We start from the raw sequence: 18,774 nt of genomic DNA, 5'->3' as shown, positions 1-18,774 counted from the left end.
ACCGCTGACGGCGATGCAGATCCGGCTGACCGTCGTAGACCCGCTGGGCCCGCCTGCCGAGGCCCACGTCCGCGCCGCGAGCTGCGACGTGCTGGTCACAGCACCCGCCGGTACGGCCCTCGCGGCGATATCGTCCGCACTGGCCTCGGCGGTCTCCGGCGACGGCCCGCTCACCTCCGGCACCGGACAGCCCGTGCTGTACGCCGGTGCCGAGCGACTGGACGCCCAGCGCTGCACCATCGGCGAGCCCCCGCTGACCGACGGCGCCGTGCTCTCCCTCGGCGCCCCCACCGACCCCGAGCCGCACCCCGAGGTGGACGACGCACCCACCCGCCTCGACGTGGTCGCCGGGCCGGACGCGGGCGGGGTCCACCTCCTGCACGGCGGCCGCATCGAGATCGGCCGCTCCGCCGACGCCGACGTCCCGCTCGACGACCCGGACGTCTCCCGGCTGCACTGCGCGGTGACGGTCGCCGCCGACGGCCGCGTATCGGTCGCCGACCTCGACTCCACCAACGGCACGGTCCTCGACGGCGTCCGCGTGGGCACCCGCCCGGTCCGCTTCGCACCGGGCGCGCTGCTGCGCGTCGGCGAGTCGGCCCTCCGGCTGGCTCCGCCCGGCGGCCCGGGCCCGCGGCTGCGCACGGCGCCGGACGGCGAGGGACACGTGCGCGTTGCGCCTCCGGCGGAGACCGACACCGGTTCGGGGGCGCCTTCCGGACCGACGCGGTCTGTGTACGGCACCGCCGACTTGAGCACCGCACCGGTGCCGCAGGACGTGGACCAGCCTGTCGTGCCGGGCCAGGGGCAGGCACCACGGATCGAGAGCAGAGGGGCGCGGGCGTACGAGGCGAAGGGTCCCGTGTCCCGTCGGCGGGTGTCCGGGGTCGCGGGGCTCTCCGGGGCGCCGGGCGCGGGCGCCGGGGGCAGTGGCGAGACCCATGCCGGACGGCTCGGCGCGCGCGCCTCCGACGGAAGTTTCGGCGGTCCGGTGACCGCGGGCGGCCCTGCCCCGTCCGGCCCGGCCTCCGACGACGGGGCAACCGCGAACGGCCACCCCGGCCCGGACGGCATTCCGGCCTCCGGCGGACTGCCACGCGGTGCGACGCCGCGCGGCGGCGGGGACACCCGCGCACCCGGCGGGACGTCGGGCTCCGGGTCCGCCCCGGGCCACGGCGGGCCGACCGACTCCGCACACGCCTCCGCGGCCTCCGGCTCCGGCGACGAGCACATCCGCGCCATGGACACCCCGGCAGGCAGCCGCCGCAAGGGCACCCCCCTGCGGGGCACCGACGTACCGCAGGGCGTGCGCAAGCGCGGAGGCCTCGGCGCGTGGGCACGGAAGCTGACCGGCGGACGCGGTGAGCAGAGCATCGCGGTCGGGAGCGAGGCGTACGACGAGGAAGTGGCCGCCACCCCGCCCGTCCCCTCGGCCGTCACCCCGCAGCAGCCGGAGACCTGGCCGGACCCGGCGGCACTGCTGCTGACCGCGCTGGGCCCCGGACCGCGCCTCTGGGAGCGCGGGCCGGACCACCCGGAGGCGCTCACCGTGCGGCTGGGCACGGCGGACCGGGCGGCGCCCGACGGTTCGGGGCTGCTGCCCGCGGTGCCGGTCACCGCCGATCTGCGCGAGGTGGGCGCGCTGGGGCTGGCAGGCCCGCGCGCACGGCTGGCCGGGCTGGCCCGCGCGGTGGTGGCCCAGCTCGCCGCGCTGCACTCCCCCGACACCCTCGAGATAGTCCTGATCAGCGCCGACCGCTCCCGCTCCCTGGCCGAGCGCACCGCCGAGTGGTCCTGGCTGGGCTGGCTCCCGCATCTGCGCCCGGCCCACGGCCAGGACTGCCGCCTCCTCCTCGCCTACGACCGCGAACAGGCGACGGCCCGCACTGAGGAGCTCCTGCGACGCCTGGACGAGACACCGCAGCCGGCGGGAGCGACCGGCCGACCGGGGCTTCCGGCTCAAGGGCCCGGCGGCAAGGGGCTCCCGGAGCAGGACCGGGGGCGCGACGCGACCCGGCGGCCCTCCTGGGCGCGCGACGACGACAGCGCCGACAGGGCACCCGGCTTCGAGGGGCCGTACACCGTCCTCCTCGTGGACAGCGACCCCGGCGGCGCCGATGTGCGCGAGGCCGTGGCGCGGCTGGCGCTGGAGGGCCCGCGGGCCGGGATCCATGTGGTGTGTCTCGCCGAGACGGCGCCGGCCTCGCCCGCGTCGCCGGTGACGGAGACGTACGAGAGGGCGTGCGCGGCGTCCCCGGCGTTCCGGGATTGCGGCGCGGTCGCGCTGCTCAGCGGGGACGTGGCGACGGCGTTGCGGCTGATGCGGGTGGCGCGGGGCGGAGCTCTCGGCTCCGACGGCACCGTCGTCCTCAGCTCCGACGACCCGCGCGCCCCCGGCCGCCCTTCCGGCCCCGCGGACCGCGGTCCCGTCGGCGAGGCCCCCGCCGGTCATCCCGCCCCCCAGGCCCACACCACCGGTCCCGTGGGCCACGGCACCGTCGCCGCCGTGGACGCCGTCTCCCCCGCCTGGGCGGAGCGGTTCGCGCGGGCGCTGGCACCGTTGCGCACGGACGGCGCGGGCGGTGAGCGGCAGCCGCGGGTGTCGGCGCCGTTGCCGCAGATGGCGCGGCTGCTGGACGAGTTGGGGCTGGCGCGGGCCACCCCGGCGTCACTGATGACGCGTTGGGCGGACGCGGCGGACGACACGGAGGCGCTCGGCGGACGGGCCTTGGCCATACTCGGCGCCGGGCCGCGCGGGCCGGTCTGCGCGGACCTCGTGGCCGACGGCCCGCATCTGCTGATCGAGGGCCCGCCGGGCAGCGGCCGTACGGAACTGCTGCGGGCGGTCGTCGCCTCGCTGGCCGCCGCCGAGCGGCCGGACCGGCTGAGCATCGTCCTGATGGACGGCCGGGACAGCGTGGGCGCGGGGGCCGGGCACGGCGAGGGCCTGCGGGTCTGTACGGACGTACCGCATGTCACCACTCACCTCACCGCCAACGACCCCGTGCGGATGCGGGAGTTCGCCCAGTCCCTGAGCGCCGAGCTGAAGCGGCGGGCCGAGCTGCTGGGCCGCTCCGACTTCGCCGAGTGGCACACCGGACGGGAACTGACGGGCCGTATAGTCGCCCAGCGCGGGTCCGCCGGAGGAGCCGGTGACCTCGACGCCCCGCCCAGTTCGACCATTCGTCTGCGGCCCGCCGCGGCCCGTCGACAGACCGAGTCGGCACCGCCGTTGCCCCGCCTCGTGGTGGTCGTCGACGATCTGGACGCCCTGGTCTCCCCCGCGCTCGGCTCGCCGGGCCGGCCCTCGGCGGGCTCGGTGATGCGCGCGCTGGAGGCCGTGGCGAGGGAGGGCGAGCGGCTCGGCGTCCACCTGGTGGCCGCGGCGGTCTCCGGTGGTCGTACGGCGGAGTCGGACGCGGCCAGGAGGGCGGCCCTGCGGGTCACCCTGGACGCCCCGGCATCCGGCCCGGACGAACCCGCGCCCGGGCGCGGCCGTCTGACCTCCGCGGACGGAAGGGTCACGCCCCTCCAGAGCGGGCGGGTCACCGGACGTATCCCCCGCACGGCGACGCTGCGCCCGACCGTGGTCCCCCTGGACTGGCACCGCATGGGCGACCCGCCGACCCGCCGCCCGGTACGGGAACTGGGCAACGGGCCGACAGACCTGGCGCTGCTGGCGAGCGCGCTGGAGCGGGCGGCACGTGAGGTGGCGGCCACGGAGGTCCCGTCGCTTCTCTAGTTCCGGTCCGGTTCCGGTCCGGTTCCGGTCCGGAACCGGTCGACGAGCGCTGTCCAACGCGTGTGTCCCGTTACGACGCGACAACGATCCCCCGCTTGACACCGCACGCGGTCTTGCCGACCCCAGGCCCCCGGCGTAGACCAGAGCCACGGGACAGCGCTCGGCGTTCGACGACGAACGAAGAACGGGGCAGTGATGCGCAGCACGAGCACATACCGGACACGAAGGGTCACCGCGACAGCCGCCGCCCTCCTGGCGGGAGCCCTGACGCTCACCGCCTGCGGCGGCGACGACGACAACGGCAGCGACAACCCGACCAAGGGCACGGAGACCGGCGGCACCTCCGTCACGCTCCCCAAGCTCGACGGCCAGACGCTGGAGGTCGCCGCCGTCTGGACCGGAGCCGAACAGGAGAACTTCACCAAGGTCCTGAACGAGTTCACCAAACGCACCGGCGCCAAGGTCAAGTTCGTACCGACCGGCAACAACACCTCCACCTTCCTCGCCGCCAAGATCGAGGGCGGTCAGCCCCCGGACGTGGCGTTCCTGCCGCAGGTCGGCGTGTTGCACCAGTTCGCGGGGAAGAAGTGGCTCAAGCCCCTCGGCGCGGAAGCCAAGGCGCAGTTGGACAAGAACTTCTCCCAGGGATGGCGTGACCTCGGGGCCGTCGACGGTCAGCAGTACGGCGTCTACGCCAAGGCCGCCAACAAGTCCCTGATCTGGTACAACACCGCGGCCTTCGAGGCGGCCGGGATCAGCGAGACGCCCAAGACGTGGAAGGAGTTCATCTCCACCGCGCAGACACTGTCCGACGCCGGCTCACCCGCCGTCTCCGTCGGCGGCGCGGACGGCTGGACGCTCACCGACTGGTTCGAGAACGTCTATCTGTCCCAGGCGGGTCCGGAGAAGTACGACCAGCTCGCCAAGCACGAGATCAAGTGGACGGACCCTTCCGTCAAGGACGCCCTCACCACGCTCGCCGAGCTGTGGGGCAAGGACGAGCTGCTCGCGGGCGGCCGCAAGGGCGCGCTGGACACGGAGTTCCCGAAGTCGGTCACCCAGGCCTTCACCGGTGACACCCCGGCCGCGATGGTCTTCGAGGGCGACTTCGTCACCGCGAACATCAACGCCGACACCAAGGCGAAGGTGGGCACGGACGCCAAGGTGTTCCCGTTCCCGGCGGTGGGCTCCGACTCCCCGGTGGTCAGCGGCGGCGACGTGGCCGTGGCGCTGAAGGACAGCAAGGGCGCCCAGGCGCTGCTGACCTTCCTCGCCTCGACGGACGCGGCCGAGGTCTGGGCGGCGCAGGGCGGTGTCCTCTCCCCGAACAAGGAGATGGACCAGAGCACGTACAAGGACGACGTGACCCGGCAGATCGCCAAGGCGCTCATCGACGCGGGTGACGACTTCCGGTTCGACATGTCCGACCAGGCACCGGCGGCCTTCGGCGGCACCCAGGGCACCGGCGAGTGGAAGGACCTGCAGGACTTCCTCAACAACCCGAGCGATGTCGCGGGCGCCCAGCGGAAGCTGGAGGCCGACGCCGCCAAGGCGTACGGGGCCGGCTGACGCCATGACCTCCGTGGCGAACTCGACGGAGGGCGCCGGCGCACTGCCGACGCCCTCCGTGTCTCCGCGCAAGAGCGTGACGAAGACGCGGCTGTGGGTGGCGGTGCTGTTCCTGCTGCCCGCGCTGATCCTTCTCGGCGCGCTCGTGGTCTACCCGATCGGGTGGTCGGTCTGGCGCAGTCTCTACGACGCCGACGGCTCCGGCTTCGTCGGCCTGGACAACTACGGCGACATCTTCAGCAACGACGCGACGCTGACCGCGGTCAAGAACACCGCGATCTGGGTCGCGGTCGCCCCGGCCGTGGTCACGGCGCTCGGTCTGATCTTCGCGGTGCTCACCGAACGGGTGCGCTGGGGCACGGCGTTCAAGCTGATCGTCTTCATGCCGATGGCGATCTCGATGCTGGCCGCGGGCATCATCTTCCGGCTGGTGTACTCGGCGGACCCGGACCAGGGCGTCGCCAACGCGGTGGTGACGACCGTGCACGACACGTTCGTGGACTCCTCGGTCTATCCGAAGGCCCGGCCGAACGCGGCGGTGAGCGATCTGAAGGCCTCGGGCGGCGGCTCGTTCACCTCGACCGGCACGGTGCGGGCGGGCACGCCGGTGCTGCTCCCGCTCGTCGGTATCGCGCCCAACAAGCTCCCCGGCAGCCCCGAGGGCGCCAAGGCGGCCACCGGTGACGGTGTCACGGGCACCGTCTGGCTGGACTTCAAACTGGGCGGCGGCGGCACGAAGGGGCAGATCGACGCCGGTGAGAAGGCGCTGAAGGGCGTGAAGGTCGAGGCGGTGAAGGACGGCAAGGTGGTCGCCTCGACGAAGAGCGGCGCCGACGGCACCTTCAATCTGCCCGGCGAGGCCGACGGGGCCCAACTGCGGCTGCCCGGCTCGAACTTCTCGGCGCCCTACAACGGCATCGACTGGCTCGGCCCGGCACTGATCACCCCGGCGATCATCGGGGCGTACGTGTGGATGTGGGCGGGCTTCGCGATGATCCTGATCGCGGCCGGGCTCGCGGGGGTGGACCGCAACCTCCTGGAGGCGGCCCGGGTCGACGGCGCCAACGAGTGGCAGGTGTTCAGAAAGGTCACGGTGCCCATGCTGGCGCCGGTCCTGGTCGTCGTCCTCGTCACGCTGATGATCAACGTGATGAAGATCTTCGACCTGGTCTACATCATCGCCCCGCAGCCCAGTCAGGACGACGCCAACGTGCTGGCGCTGCAACTGTTCCAGTCGTCGTTCGGCGGCGGCGCCAGTTACGGCATCGGCAGTGCGATCGGCGTCATCCTGCTGCTGCTCGTGCTGCCGGTGATGTGGGTCAACCTCCGACGGCTGCGGAAGGAGCGTGAGCGGTGACCGTTCTCGACACGACCGTGCGCGCCAAGCGCTCGCTCGCCGCCCGGGTGGCGAGCTGGGCGGCCGGCGGGGTGATGCGGGTCTTCCTGATCGTCATCGCGCTGGTGTGGCTGGTGCCGACCTTCGGGCTGCTGGTCTCCTCGTTCCGCGACCCGACCGACATCGCCACCTCGGGCTGGTGGAAGGTGTTCACGGCGCCGGGCCAGCTGACCGCGAACAGCTACGAGACGATCCTGAAGAACGACACGATCACCAGCTCCCTGTTCAACACCATCTGGATCACCGTCCCCTCGACTCTGCTCGTCGTGATCATCGGGGCGATGGCGGGATACGCCTTCGCGTGGATGGACTTCAAGGGCCGTGACACGTGGTTCATGGTCGTGGTGGGGCTGCTCGTGGTGCCGGTGCAGATCGCGCTGATCCCGCTGACGTTCCTCTTCCGCGACATCGGGATCTTCGGCGACATCATCGCGGCCATCCTCTTCCACGTCGCCTTCGGACTGCCGTTCGCGATCTTCCTGCTGCGCAACTTCTTCGCGGAGATCCCCCGGGAACTCCTGGAGGCGGCGCGCCTGGACGGGGCGGGCGAGGCCCGGCTGTTCACGACGGTGGTCATGCCGCTGGCGGCACCCGCGCTCGCCTCGCTGGGCATCTTCCAGTTCCTGTGGGTGTGGAACGACATGCTGGTGGCGCTGGTGTTCACCAACTCCGACTCGCAGCCGCTGACGGTCGCCCTGCAGCAGCAGGTACGGCAGTTCGGCAGCAACATCGAGATCCTGGCGACCGGCGCGTTCATCTCGATGGTGATCCCGCTGCTCGTGTTCTTCGCGTTCCAGCGGCAGTTCGTGACCGGGGTGATGGCGGGCGCGGTCAAGTAGCCCGTACGGCGGCCCAATTGGGGGGGCGGACCGCAGCCGGTCCGCCCCTTCGCTTTCCCCGGAAATCCCCCGTATGCCGCACACCACGTAACCAAGTCACCTCACCGGCAGTTCCCGGGCAAGGCCGACACGGCCCACCGTCCGCGCCGACTCTTGGATGTGCCTTGCCCAGGTTCAGTGTCATCGTCCCCGCATACAAGGTTCAGGCGTATCTGCACGAGTGCCTGGACTCGGTGCTCTCCCAGTCGTGTCCTGATCTGGAGCTGATCGCCGTCGACGACCGCTCGCCGGACGCCTGTGGGGCGATCGTCGACGAGTTCGCGGCCCGGGACCCGCGTGTGCGGCCGGTGCACCTGGCCGGGAACCGGGGACCGGGCGGCGCGCGCAACGCCGGTGCGGCGGCGGCGACCGGTGACTACCTGGTGTTCCTGGACGGCGGCGACACCCTCACCCCGGACGCGCTGCGGGCGATCGCCGACCGGCTGGAGGAGACGGGCGACCCGGACGTCCTGGTGCACGATCACGCGCTGACCGACTGGACGGGCGCGGCGGTCCGCGACGGCTTCGCCACGCAGCTCACCGAGGACGGCCAGGCGCCCTTCCGCCTGGAGGACCGCCCGGGGCTGCTGCGCCTGCGGGTGGTGGCCTGGAACAAGGTGTACCGCCGGGAGTTCGTGGAGCGCGCGGGCTACTCCTTCCCGCCGGGCCGGCACCAGGACATCGCCTGGACGTATCCGGCCCTGATGGCGGCGGAGACCCTCGCGACCCTGGACCGGGTGTGCGTCCACCACCGCCGACGCCGCCAGGTCACCGTCCCCGGCACGAGCCGTGGCCACTTCGAAGTCTTCGACCAGTACGACAGGGTCTTCACGTACGTCGACCAGCACCCCGAACTCGCCCGGTGGCGCCCGGAGTTGTCCCGCCGCATGGTCGACCACCTGTCGGCGCTCTTCACCGAGCGGCACCGGCTGCCGCGCCGCGTCCGGGCCGAGTTCCTGCTCAAGGCCCGCGCCCACTACCGCCGTTACTGCACCCCGGGTCACCCCGTCCCGGTGCGCGCCCGCCTGCGCCACGCTCTGGTCCGCCTGGGCCTGCACCGCACCTACCGCGCACTGGAGTTGGCCAAGAGGCTCAGCCACCGAACCGCCCACCGTGGCACCCGCCTCGCCAAAGCCCTGCGCACCGCGGCCCTCCGCCTCCACTACCGCGTCCAGCGCCGCCTCCCCCTGCGCGCGGGCCACGCCGTCTTCGCCGCCTACGGCAACCGCGGCCACAGCTGCAACCCGGGCGCCCTGGAGCAGGCGTTCCGCACCCACGCGCCGCACATCCGCACGGCGTGGATCGCCGGCGCCGAGCACCACCACACGATCCCCACCGCCACCCGCCGGCTGCGCCCCGGCTCGGCCGCGTACTGGACGGCACTCGCCCGCTCCAAGTACCTGGTCAGCAACACCGACTTCGACCACCGCCTGGTCAAACGACCCGGCCAGGTCCTCGTCCAGACCCAGCACGGCACGCCCCTCAAGCACATGGGCCTGGACCTCCAGGAACGCCCGGCGGCCGCTTGCGGCATGGACTTCACGGCCCTCCTCGACGACGTCGACAAGTGGGACTACCTGCTGTCCGCCAACCGCCACACCACCCTGACCTGGGAGCGCGTCTACCCGGGCACGTACACGACGCTCGAGTACGGCTGTCCCCGCAACGACGTCTTCCAGCAGGCGACTTCGCAGGACGTACGCCGGCTGCGCGAGTCGCTCGGCATCCCGGAGGGCACGGTCGCGATCCTGTACGCCCCCACCCACCGCGACTACCGCCGCACCCAGCGCCCCGCCCTCGACCTGGACCGCGTCCTGCGCCGCCTGGGCCCCCGTTTCGTCGTCCTGGCCCGCGCCCACCACCGGCACGGCGGCCCCCTCGCGACGAGCACCGGCAGGATCATCGACGTCACCGACCACCCGAGCGTCGAGTCCCTGTGTCTGGTCTCGGACGCCCTGGTGACGGACTACTCGTCCCTGATGTTCGACTACGCCAACCTGGACCGCCCGATCGTGATCCACTCCGACGACCGGGAGGCGTACGAGGCGGCCCGCGGCACCTACTTCGACCTGCGCGCCTTCCCGCCGGGCGCGGTCGCGCGCAGCGAGGACGAGCTGACCGACATCTTCTCCACCGGCCACTGGCGGGGCTCGCGCTCCACGCAGCTGCGCTCGGCGTTCCGTGAGCGCTTCTGCCCCTACGACGACGGACGCGCCGCCGAGCGGGTCGTACGCCATGTGGTGCTGGGCCAGACCGAACCGGCACCCTTCCTGCCGCTCGCCGAGCGCTTCCCGGTACCGTCCGCGGCGGCGGCGCCGGAACTGCCGCCGCAGGCGACCGTGGAGCGGGCCGCGGCTCCGTCACTCGTCGCCGAAACCGTCTGAACGCCGTCCTCATCCAGGGGAGTTCCCATGCCCTCCAGCCCGTCGCGGCCCACCCCGACCCGCCCCCACACCTGGCGCCCGGCCGGCCGCCCCGGCCGCTGACCCGCCGGGCGGCCGAGGAGAGCGTCGCTGCGCCAGGCGTGTGACGCCAGGCGCAGCGGCCGGCTGCGACGGGAAGGCTGGTGCGGTGAGCAGCGGTCTTCTGAGCCGGCGGTCTCTTCGTGGCGCGACGGCGCTGCGCGGCGGCCGTGCCTGGCGTCCCGGCCCGTATCTGGTCTTCGGCTTCCTGTGCTGGCTGGTGATGTCGCTGGCGTACTGGGCGGCTCCGCTGTGCTGTGAGGCGGGGCTGCACGCGGCGGTGATCGAGCGGCTGCGGGTCGATCTGTGGCATCCGCGGCATCCCCTGGCGGATCTGCCGGGTGCGGGCAGCCCGTACTACTCGCCGTACACGGTGGCGCAGGGCCTGTTCGCGCGGCTGACGGGGCTGGGTGGCTGGGAGGTTGTGCGACTGGCCGGGCCACTGAACCTGTTGGTGCTGTTGACCGGCCTGGGCCGTCTGGTGCGGACGCTGACGCCCCGGCCGTGGGCACCGGTCCTGGCGCTGCCGGTCCTGCTGATGGCCGGGGATCCCGGCTCCCCGGCGGCCTTCGCGGCCGGGCTGAGCCTGTGGGCCTGGGCGCTGACGGGGGCACGGGCGCGCAACGACGGGGCCCTTCGGTATGTGGGCCCGAGCGGGCTGCCGGGGATCGCCGGGTACGTGGGGGCGGGCGTGCTGTACGGGGCGGTGCTGCTGATCGATCCGGTCATCGCCGTGGGGGCGGTCGCGGGGGCCGTCGCCTTTGTCGCGGGGTGGCAGCGGGGGTGGGGGCGGACCGTCGGGGTGCGCTGGGCGGTGACGGCCGGTGTGGCGGCGCTGGTCGCCGTAGGGTGGCCGTACTTCGACCTGGTCGCGCCGGAGCGGGTGCCGGTTCCCTGGCGGTTCTGGCCGGCGCTGGTGGGGCTGCCGGCGGTGTGGGCGCGGGGGCGGCGGGATCCGCTGACGGTGATGTTCGTCCTCGGCTGCCCGGTCGCGGCGTGCGGGTACGGCGGGTTCGCCGGGGTCGTGGCCCTGGTGTGCGCGGCGGCCGTGGAACTGGCGGCGCCCCGGCCGTGGGGTGCGCGGCGCAGGGTGTACGCCGGGGTGGTGGCCGCGGTGGCCTGCCTCGGGCTTCTCACGATGCCGAGGCCTGCGGCGCCGCCGACGTACGAGTGGGCGGCGCGGCACATCGGACGCGGTGAGGTGGTCCTCACGGCCGACCGCCACGCCGCCCTGGCGCTCGCGGGGTTCGGGGCGAATCTCGTCCCGTCCGGCCCTGTGGCGAAGGGCCACCAGCGGGACGTACGGGACTATCTCTCCCCGGCGTCGACCCGCGCCGACCGTGCCGCCGTGGTCCGGCGCCACCAGGTGCGCTGGCTGCTGCTGACGCGGCAGGACAGGGTGCCCGGGGAGGCGGTGGTGGTGGCGTGGAGCGCGCGCACGGGGGAGGTGCTGGCGCGGGTCGTCGGGGCGGTGCCGGTGACTACTCGATGACGAGCTCGACCTCGATGTTGCCGCGGGTGGCGTTGGAGTAGGGGCAGACCTGGTGGGCGGCCTCGACGAGCTTGCGGCCGGTCGCCTGGTCCAGGGTGTCGGGGAGCTCGACGCGGAGCACGACGGCGAGACCGAAGCCCTCGCCCTCCTTGCCTATGGAGACCTCGGCGGTCACTGCGGCGTCGCTGACGTCGACCTTGGCCTGGCGGCCGACGAGACCGAGGGCGCTGCCGAAACAGGCGGCGTAGCCGGCGGCGAACAGCTGCTCGGGGTTGGTGCCCTGACCGTTGCCGCCCAGCGCGGCCGGCGGGGCCAGCTGGAGGTCGATCTGACCGTCGTTGCTGACGGCACGACCGTCGCGGCCGTGGGTGGCGGTGGCGACAGCGGTGTAGAGCGCGTCCATGGGTTCCATCCCTCTCAAACGTGGTGACGGGGGCGGCCGGCCCGTTCTCTCGGTCCGGGCCGTCTCACGACCACAAGTAGAGCACACAATTAAGTTGTGCACAACTAAATGGCGGACTAGCGCTACTCTGGAGACATGACCACGCCTCCGCCCACCACCGACTGGCTCCGCCTCGACCAGCAGATCTGCTTCTCCCTGAACGCCGCCTCACGCGCCTTCGGCGGCGTCTACCGCGTGATCCTCAAGGACCTCGGGCTCACGTATCCGCAGTACCTGGTGATGCTGGTGCTGTGGGAGCACGGCGACCTGCCCGTCAAGAAGCTCGGCGAGCACCTCCGCCTCGACTCGGGCACCCTCTCCCCGCTGCTCAAGCGGCTGGAGTCGGCAGGCCTGGTACGCCGTGAGCGCAGCGCCCGCGACGAGCGTTCCGTGGAGGTCCGGCTCACCGAGGAGGGCGTCGCGCTGCGCGAGCGCGCGCTGGAGGTGCCGCGCCGGATCGCCGCGGCGACCTCCTTCGACATGGACGAGATCCGCGAGCTGCGGGCACGGCTGGACGAGCTGACCACGGCGCTGGACTCGGCTCAGCTGGACGAGAACTCCTGACGCCTCCGACGTAGCGGCGGAAGGTCACACCGCCACGGCCGTACTCCCCCTTCGGTGTGAATTCCCGTCCCGCGCCCGCGAATGAACCCGGCGTGGCTTCTCACCGTCTTCCGGATCGAGTGCCTCCCCTTCACGCGATTCCGGAACACGGCCCCCATGGACCTTCACGCCCCCCAGGCCTGTGCCGTCGTGACCGGCCACGACGACGCCGCGCGCGTGCGGGCCACCGTGCGCTCCGTGCTCGCCCAGGGGCCCGCCGTCCGCGAGGTCCTCGTCGTCGACGACGGCTCGACGGACGGCGGCGCGGAACTGCTGGCCCGCCTCTCTTCGATCGACCCACGCGTGCGCGTGCTCCGGCGACGGGTGCACAGCGGCGGCCGGGGCAGCCCGCGCAACACCGGGCTGGACCGGGTGACTTCGCCGTACGTGATGTTCCTGGACGGCGGGGACACGCTGCTGCCCGGCGCGGTGAGGGCGCTGCTGGGGGCGCGCGCGGAGGTCGCGAGCGGGTTGTGCGCGCGTCCCGCGCAGCGCCCGCTATGGGTGCACGACAGCGTCTGCGGCAACAAGCTCTACCGCACCGACTTCCTGCACGACCACGGCATCCGTTTCCCCGAGGGCCGCTTCGCCCACGAGAACGTCGTCTTCCACGCGCGCGTGCTGGCCGCGAGCCCGGACATCGTGCTCGTGCCCGAGCGGGTGTACGTGCCGCGCGCCCCGCAGACCTCCGACAGCGGAGCGCTCACGGAGGCCTACCGGCTGGCGTACGACATCCTGCTGACCGCCGGACGGGTGGAGCTGGCGCGGGCGGTGCGCGCCGGGCACGGGGCGGCGGAACCGGTACCGCACGTGGTGTCCCGCTCACGGGGAGTTGTCGCGGTTGTCCGCAGTGTGCTCCGGCGCCTGGTTGACTGAAGCCGGTGTCCGACCGCGCACCACACGCACATCTCGCTCCATCTGACGAGGGGACGGCCGTACATGACCTGGCTGATCACCGGCGGCGCCGGCTACATCGGAGCGCACGTCGTACGGGCGATGACCGAGGCGGGCGAGCGCGCGGTGGTGTACGACGACCTGTCCACGGGAATCGCCGAGCGCGTCCCGGACGGGGTGCCGCTGGTCGTGGGCTCCACCCTGGACGCGGAGCGCGTGGCGCGCGCCCTCGCGGACCACGCCGTCACCGGGGTCGTGCATCTGGCGGCGAAGAAGCAGGTGGGTGAGTCGGTCGATCTGCCGCTGCACTACTACCGGGAGAACGTCGAGGGCCTGCGCGTCCTGCTGGAACAGGTGACCGGGGCCGGGGCGCCGGGAGCGCCCGGGGTGTCCTCCTTCGTCTTCTCGTCCTCGGCGGCGGTGTACGGCATGCCGGACGTGGAGCTGGTCACGGAGGAGACGCCGTGCGTGCCCATGTCGCCCTACGGCGAGACGAAGCTGGCCGGCGAGTGGCTGGTCCGCGCGACGGGCCGGGCGACGGGCCTGGCCACGGCGTCCCTGCGCTACTTCAACGTGGCGGGCGCGGCGACCCCGCACCTCGCGGACACCGGCGTCTTCAATCTGATCCCCATGGTCTTCGAGAAGCTGACGGAGAAGGCGCCCCCTCGCATCTTCGGCGACGACTACGCCACACCGGACGGCACCTGCGTCCGCGACTACATCCACGTGCTCGACCTGGCCGACGCCCACGTCGCCACGGCCCGCGCCCTGCGCTCCTCCCCCGGTCGCGACCTCACCCTCAACGTCGGCCGCGGCGAGGGCGTCTCGGTCCGCGAGATGATCGACCACATCAACGCCGTCACGGGCTACGACCGCCCCCCGACCGTCACGCCCCGCCGCCCCGGCGACCCATCCCGAGTCGTCGCCTCCGCCGACCGCATCACCGCCGAGCTGGGCTGGAATGCCAAGCACGACATCCAGGACATGATCACCTCGGCCTGGGAGGGCTGGGTACGACTGCACCCGGAGGCGGCTCGGGGATAGAGGGCAGAGGCTGCGCGAGGGCCGGGGCCGCCCGCGCTCCGCGGTCCGCCGAGCGACCCCGTCCGACGGCCCGTGCCGGACAGGCCCTAGCCTGCCCCGATGACCGACCTCACCTCGCGCGCCCTGGGCGCCGTCATCGGTTCCGCCGTCGGCGACGCCCTGGGCGCCCCCTTCGAGTTCGGCCCCGAGGGCGCGTTCTCCGCCCGCTTTCCCCACCCGGGGCACGGCGGCGAGATGTGCGGGGGCGGCGGCTGGGAGCCGGGCGAGGCGACCGACGACACGCAGATGGCCGTGCTGGTCGCCGAGTCACTGCTGGAGCACGGCGGCCTCGAGCTCCCGGACGTCTTCCACCGGTTCCGGCGCTGGGCCGCCGCGGACCCCAAGGACATCGGCCTGCAGACGGAGGCCGTGCTGAGCGGCGGCGACCCCTGGGACCTGGCCGCCGCCCTGCACTTCCAGACCAGCCAACGGGCCGCCGGGAACGGCGCGTTGATGCGGGCGGCACCCTCCGCGGTCTTCTTCGCGCCCCAGGGGCGGGAGTCCACCATGGACGCCGCCCGTCGCCTCTCCGCCCTCACCCACGGCGACCGGGCGGCCTGGGAAGGCACCGCGATCCTCCATGAGCTGATCCGCACGGCCCTCACCGGCGCCGACCCGCTCGCCGCCCTCCCCGCCGCACTCGCCGCGGTACACCCCGACCACCGGGAGAGGTACGCCACCGTCCTCGCTCCCGACTGGCACCCCGACCGGGCGACGGAGTTCAACGGCGCCGTCTGGCCCTGCCTCGGATCCGCCGTCTGGGCCCTGCGCACCACCTCCTCATACGAGGAGGCCGTACGCGCCGCGATCGACCTCGGCGGCGACACGGACACCGTCGCCGCGGTCACCGGCGGCCTCGCGGGAGCGGTCCACGGCGTCGAAGCCGTCCCCGCCCCATGGACGGAAGCACTCCATGTCCCGCTTCCCGGCTTCGGCGAACGGGTCCTGCGCGCACCAGAGTTGGCAGGTCTCGCGCGTCAACTGCTCGGCTGAGGACCCAGCACCGGCGCCCCCTCCCGAACCGACCGCGCGGCTGCCCGGCTACAGCGCCTTGAGCGCCGCGGCCGTCCCGCGTGCCAGCGCGTCCAGATAGCCCTTCGGCAGCTTCGGGCTCCGGATCACCACGGACCGCCAGTACAGCGGCCCGGAGATCAGATCGAGCGCCAGCTCGTCATCGAGCCCCGACCGGACCTCGCCCCGCTGCTCCGCCGCCACGAGGATCTTGCTGGCGACACCCTCCTGCCCGTCCCGCAGCGCCTTCTGCACCGCTTCGGCGATCTCCGGGTTACGGGCCGCCTCGGCCTGGAGGTCCGGGAGAATCTGCGAGGCCACGGGGTGGCGCAGCGCACGGGAGGTCACCTCGTACAGCAGCCGCAGATCGCTCTCCAGCGCACCGGTGTCCGGCGCGAGCAGCCCCTGCACGGCGAGCGCCGACACCACGTCGAGGACGAGATGCAGCTTGGAGCGCCAGCGCCGGTAGACCGCGGTCTTGCCGACCCCCGCCCGGCGCGCGATCCCCTCGATGGACATCCGCGCGTAGCCGACGGCCGCGAGCTCCTCGAAGACGGCCGCCCGGATGGCCTCCGTCACATCCTCCCGGAGCACGGCGGCTCCGGCGGGGGCCCGGCGGCGCGGACGGGTCTGCGGCTCGTCGGCGTTCGTCGTCATACGAACCAGCATAGGGCGTTACGACGATACGGTCCCGTCCCCACGCAGAACGTCACGACGAAACGGTTGCGTTCCGACGCCCGCTCGGCCTACGCTCACGTTGCGACGATACGGTCCCGTCCCGACGTAAGAGAACGTGAAGAGAAGCGTAAGGAAACGTCGGGTGCCGGACACACCCCCCAACCGAAAGCAGCGGATGTGAGCCAGGTCCTCCACACACCGCCTCCGACAACGGCGACCCTCCCCCCGACCGCCGAAGGCGACCTCGCGGCCCTCGCCGCCCGCCACGGCCTCTCCGTCAGCGGTGCCCGCCCGACCCTGTCCGAGTACATCCGCCAGCTGTGGGCCCGGCGCCACTTCATCACCGCGTTCTCGACCGCCAAGCTCACCGCCCAGTACAGCCAGGCGAAGCTCGGCCAGATCTGGCAGGTGATGAACCCGCTGCTCAACGCGGCGGTGTACTTCTTCATCTTCGGCGTGCTGCTGGGCACCAAGAAGGGCGTGCCGGACTACGTCCCGTTCCTGGTCACGGGCGTGTTCATCTGGACCTTCACCCAGAGCTCGATCCTCACGGGCACCCGCGCCATCTCCGGCAACCTCGGCCTGGTGCGCGCCCTGCACTTCCCGCGGGCCGCGCTGCCGCTCTCCTTCTGCCTCCAGCAGCTCCAGCAGCTGCTGTTCTCGATGGCCGCCCTGGTCGTGATCCTGCTCTGCTTCGGCGTGCCGGTCTCGGTCTCGTGGCTGCTGGCGATCCCGGCACTGGTGCTGCAGTTCACCTTCAACGCCGGCGTCTCGCTGATCGTGGCCCGGGTCGGCGCCAAGACGCCGGACATCGCCCAGCTGATGCCGTTCATCCTGCGCACGTGGATGTACGTGTCCGGCGTCATGTGGAGCATCGACCACCTGGCCGCCAAGCACACCCACTGGCCGTCCTGGGTGGTCCCCGTCCTCCAGGCCAACCCGGCCGCCATCTACATCGACCTGATGCGCTTCGCGCTGATCGACAGCTTCCACTCCAGCCAACTGCCGCAACACGTCTGGCTGATCGCCACGGGCTGGGCCCTGCTCGCCGGCGTCGGCGGCTTCATCTACTTCTGGAAGGCTGAGGAGACGTACGGCCGTGGCTGAGAACCTCGAGAACCCCGCAATCCCGACCGCGTCCCCGACCGGCCTGGTCCCCACCGTCGTCGCCGACAACGTCGACATCGTCTATCGCGTCAACGGCACCGGCGCCGGCCGCGGCTCCGCGACCGCCGCCCTGAACCGCATCCTGCGCCGCGAGAAGACCGAGAGGGCGTCCGGCGTACGCAAGGTCCACGCGGTGAAGAAGGTCTCCTTCGTCGCCTACCGCGGCGAGGCCATCGGCCTGATCGGTACCAACGGCTCCGGCAAGTCGACCCTCCTCAAAGCGGTCGCCGGTCTGCTGCCGGTGGAGAGCGGCGCCATCTACACCGACGGCCAGCCCTCCCTCCTCGGCGTGAACGCGGCCCTGATGGGCGACCTGACCGGCGAGCGCAACGTCTACCTCGGCGGCCTCGCGATGGGCATGTCCCGCGAGCAGATCAAGGAGCGCTACCAGGAGATCGTCGACTTCTCCGGCATCAACGAGAAGGGGGACTTCATCACCCTGCCCATGCGCACGTACTCCTCCGGCATGGGCGCCCGCCTCCGCTTCTCCATCGCCGCCGCCAAGGACCACGACGTCCTCCTCATCGACGAGGCCCTCGCCACCGGCGACCGCGCCTTCCAGAAGCGCTCCGAGCAGCGCATCCGCGAGCTGCGCAAGCACGCCGGCACGGTGTTCCTGGTCAGCCACAACAACAAGTCGATCCGCGACACCTGCGACCGCGTGCTGTGGCTGGAGCGCGGCGAACTGCGCATGGACGGCCCCACCGAGGACGTCCTGAAGGAGTACGAGGCCTTCACCGGCGACAAGACCACGAAGCCGAAGCCCAAGCCGAAGCCGAAGGTCGCCGTCTAGCGCACCTCGTGCTGGAACACCCACGTCCGGTAGACCAGGAACCGGAACGCGGAGGCCAGCACGATCGACGTGGCCTTCACGGCGTTCGACGCGAGCGGACCGTGAAGGCCCAGGCCGTGGTAGCCGACGTAGAAGAGGCCGCTCTCCATCGCCACACCGATGGCGCTGAAGACGAAGAACAGCACGACCTGCTGACGTGTGCGCGCATCCCGGTCGCGATAGGTGAAGAAGCGGAAGCCGACGTAGTTCGTGCCCATGGCGACGAGGCTCGCCAGCACCGTCGCCGCCATCGCCCGCCGACCGAGGCCGTGCAGCAGCACGTTGAAGACGAGGAAGTTCACCACGACACCGCTGCCGCCGACGACCCCGAAGTTCACCACTTCACGGACGATCCGCCGGAGCCGCTCGAGCGGCACGGCGGCAGCGGCCGCTCGCTCCTCGGAGAGGTTCACAGTCATCGCACAAGGCTTAGCCGCCCCGGGTAAGCCACCCGCCGGATTTTCCCTAAGCCAGACCAAAAGCCGGGCCAAGAAAGGGGCGCCCCGAGCCATGACGGCCCGGGGC

At 72.5% G+C, this 18,774-nt stretch carries 14 protein-coding genes and 1 pseudogene; 12 read left to right on the top strand and 3 right to left on the bottom strand.

The features are described 5' to 3' along the window. The first annotated feature begins 13 nt into the window (after window positions 1-13). The 6 genes from QF037_RS28360 to QF037_RS28335 all read left to right on the top strand — a co-directional run bounded on the left by QF037_RS28360 (window position 14) and on the right by QF037_RS28335 (window position 11,539). The gene (locus QF037_RS28360; RefSeq protein ID WP_307037402.1) at window positions 14-3,742 is read left to right on the top strand and encodes an FHA domain-containing protein; all 3,729 of its coding nucleotides are present in this window, start codon (window positions 14-16) and stop codon (window positions 3,740-3,742) included. A gap of 195 nt (window positions 3,743-3,937) precedes the next feature. Next, window positions 3,938-5,311 (top strand): ABC transporter substrate-binding protein, encoded by a 1,374-nt coding sequence (locus tag QF037_RS28355; RefSeq protein WP_307029943.1) that lies wholly within the window; start codon window positions 3,938-3,940, stop codon window positions 5,309-5,311. 4 nt (window positions 5,312-5,315) lie between these two features. After that, on the top strand, window positions 5,316-6,668 hold the full coding sequence (locus QF037_RS28350; protein WP_307029941.1) for a carbohydrate ABC transporter permease: 1,353 nt from the start codon (window positions 5,316-5,318) through the stop codon (window positions 6,666-6,668). After that, window positions 6,665-7,546 carry a carbohydrate ABC transporter permease gene (locus QF037_RS28345; protein WP_307029939.1) on the top strand — a complete coding sequence of 294 codons (882 nt, stop codon included), beginning with the start codon at window positions 6,665-6,667 and terminating at the stop codon, window positions 7,544-7,546. Before QF037_RS28350 ends, QF037_RS28345 begins: the two co-directional genes overlap by 4 nt. A 164-nt stretch (window positions 7,547-7,710) precedes the next feature. Next, window positions 7,711-9,969, top strand: a complete 2,259-nt coding sequence (locus tag QF037_RS28340) for a bifunctional glycosyltransferase/CDP-glycerol:glycerophosphate glycerophosphotransferase (protein ID WP_307029937.1) — start codon at window positions 7,711-7,713, stop codon at window positions 9,967-9,969. Between the two features lie 187 nt (window positions 9,970-10,156). Next, the gene (locus tag QF037_RS28335; protein ID WP_307029935.1) at window positions 10,157-11,539 is read left to right on the top strand and encodes a hypothetical protein; all 1,383 of its coding nucleotides are present in this window, start codon (window positions 10,157-10,159) and stop codon (window positions 11,537-11,539) included. Here the strand turns inward: QF037_RS28335 and QF037_RS28330 are convergent. Further along, a complete protein-coding gene (locus QF037_RS28330) occupies window positions 11,529-11,942 on the bottom strand; it encodes an organic hydroperoxide resistance protein (protein WP_307029933.1) in 414 nt (137 codons plus the stop codon). The two genes, QF037_RS28335 and QF037_RS28330, sit on opposite strands and share 11 nt — an antisense overlap. Before the next feature lie 135 nt (window positions 11,943-12,077). Between QF037_RS28330 and QF037_RS28325 the strand changes: the two genes are divergently transcribed. The 4 genes and pseudogenes from QF037_RS28325 (at window position 12,078) to QF037_RS28310 (ending at window position 15,554) form a co-directional block, all read left to right on the top strand. Next, the gene (locus QF037_RS28325; protein ID WP_307029931.1) at window positions 12,078-12,545 is read left to right on the top strand and encodes a MarR family winged helix-turn-helix transcriptional regulator; all 468 of its coding nucleotides are present in this window, start codon (window positions 12,078-12,080) and stop codon (window positions 12,543-12,545) included. A gap of 156 nt (window positions 12,546-12,701) precedes the next feature. Next, window positions 12,702-13,253: pseudogene (locus tag QF037_RS28320) on the top strand (glycosyltransferase family 2 protein); the annotation flags it as partial. Window positions 13,254-13,523: 270 nt separating this feature from the next. Further along, window positions 13,524-14,522 (top strand): UDP-glucose 4-epimerase GalE, encoded by a 999-nt coding sequence (gene galE, locus QF037_RS28315; RefSeq protein ID WP_307029929.1) that lies wholly within the window; start codon window positions 13,524-13,526, stop codon window positions 14,520-14,522. A gap of 99 nt (window positions 14,523-14,621) precedes the next feature. Further along, window positions 14,622-15,554 carry an ADP-ribosylglycohydrolase family protein gene (locus QF037_RS28310; protein ID WP_307029927.1) on the top strand — a complete coding sequence of 311 codons (933 nt, stop codon included), beginning with the start codon at window positions 14,622-14,624 and terminating at the stop codon, window positions 15,552-15,554. Between the two features lie 48 nt (window positions 15,555-15,602). On the opposite strand, the gene QF037_RS28305 is transcribed toward QF037_RS28310, so the two are convergent. Further along, window positions 15,603-16,229 (bottom strand): TetR/AcrR family transcriptional regulator, encoded by a 627-nt coding sequence (locus tag QF037_RS28305; protein WP_307029925.1) that lies wholly within the window; start codon window positions 16,227-16,229, stop codon window positions 15,603-15,605. Between the two features lie 198 nt (window positions 16,230-16,427). Here QF037_RS28305 and QF037_RS28300 point away from each other — a divergent pair, with 198 nt between their 5' ends. Together QF037_RS28300 and QF037_RS28295 are read left to right on the top strand one after the other, a co-directional pair. Next, window positions 16,428-17,357, top strand: coding sequence for an ABC transporter permease (locus QF037_RS28300; RefSeq protein ID WP_307029923.1), 930 nt, complete (start codon window positions 16,428-16,430; stop codon window positions 17,355-17,357). Next, window positions 17,350-18,210: an ABC transporter ATP-binding protein gene (locus QF037_RS28295; protein WP_307029921.1), complete on the top strand. Its 861-nt coding sequence runs from the start codon at window positions 17,350-17,352 to the stop codon at window positions 18,208-18,210. Before QF037_RS28300 ends, QF037_RS28295 begins: the two co-directional genes overlap by 8 nt. On the opposite strand, the gene QF037_RS28290 is transcribed toward QF037_RS28295, so the two are convergent. Beyond that, a complete protein-coding gene (locus QF037_RS28290) occupies window positions 18,207-18,668 on the bottom strand; it encodes a GtrA family protein (RefSeq protein WP_307029919.1) in 462 nt (153 codons plus the stop codon). The two genes, QF037_RS28295 and QF037_RS28290, sit on opposite strands and share 4 nt — an antisense overlap. Window positions 18,669-18,774 lie beyond the last annotated feature (106 nt).

It is taken from the genome of Streptomyces canus, from assembly GCF_030815415.1.
Taxonomy (GTDB): Bacteria; Actinomycetota; Actinomycetes; order Streptomycetales; family Streptomycetaceae; genus Streptomyces; species Streptomyces canus_F.
Note: the sequence above shows the minus strand (reverse complement) of the source record. Positions and strands in the feature narration are given on the sequence as shown.

Coding starts and splice junctions, on each gene's coding strand:
- QF037_RS28360 (WP_307037402.1), top strand. CDS start 14: ATGCAGATCCGGCTGACCGTCGTAGACCCGCTGGGCCCGCCTGCCGAG.
- QF037_RS28355 (WP_307029943.1), top strand. CDS start 3,938: ATGCGCAGCACGAGCACATACCGGACACGAAGGGTCACCGCGACAGCC.
- QF037_RS28350 (WP_307029941.1), top strand. CDS start 5,316: ATGACCTCCGTGGCGAACTCGACGGAGGGCGCCGGCGCACTGCCGACG.
- QF037_RS28330 (WP_307029933.1), bottom strand. CDS start 11,942: ATGGACGCGCTCTACACCGCTGTCGCCACCGCCACCCACGGCCGCGAC.
- QF037_RS28325 (WP_307029931.1), top strand. CDS start 12,078: ATGACCACGCCTCCGCCCACCACCGACTGGCTCCGCCTCGACCAGCAG.
- galE (WP_307029929.1), top strand. CDS start 13,524: ATGACCTGGCTGATCACCGGCGGCGCCGGCTACATCGGAGCGCACGTC.
- QF037_RS28310 (WP_307029927.1), top strand. CDS start 14,622: ATGACCGACCTCACCTCGCGCGCCCTGGGCGCCGTCATCGGTTCCGCC.
- QF037_RS28305 (WP_307029925.1), bottom strand. CDS start 16,229: ATGACGACGAACGCCGACGAGCCGCAGACCCGTCCGCGCCGCCGGGCC.
- QF037_RS28290 (WP_307029919.1), bottom strand. CDS start 18,668: ATGACTGTGAACCTCTCCGAGGAGCGAGCGGCCGCTGCCGCCGTGCCG.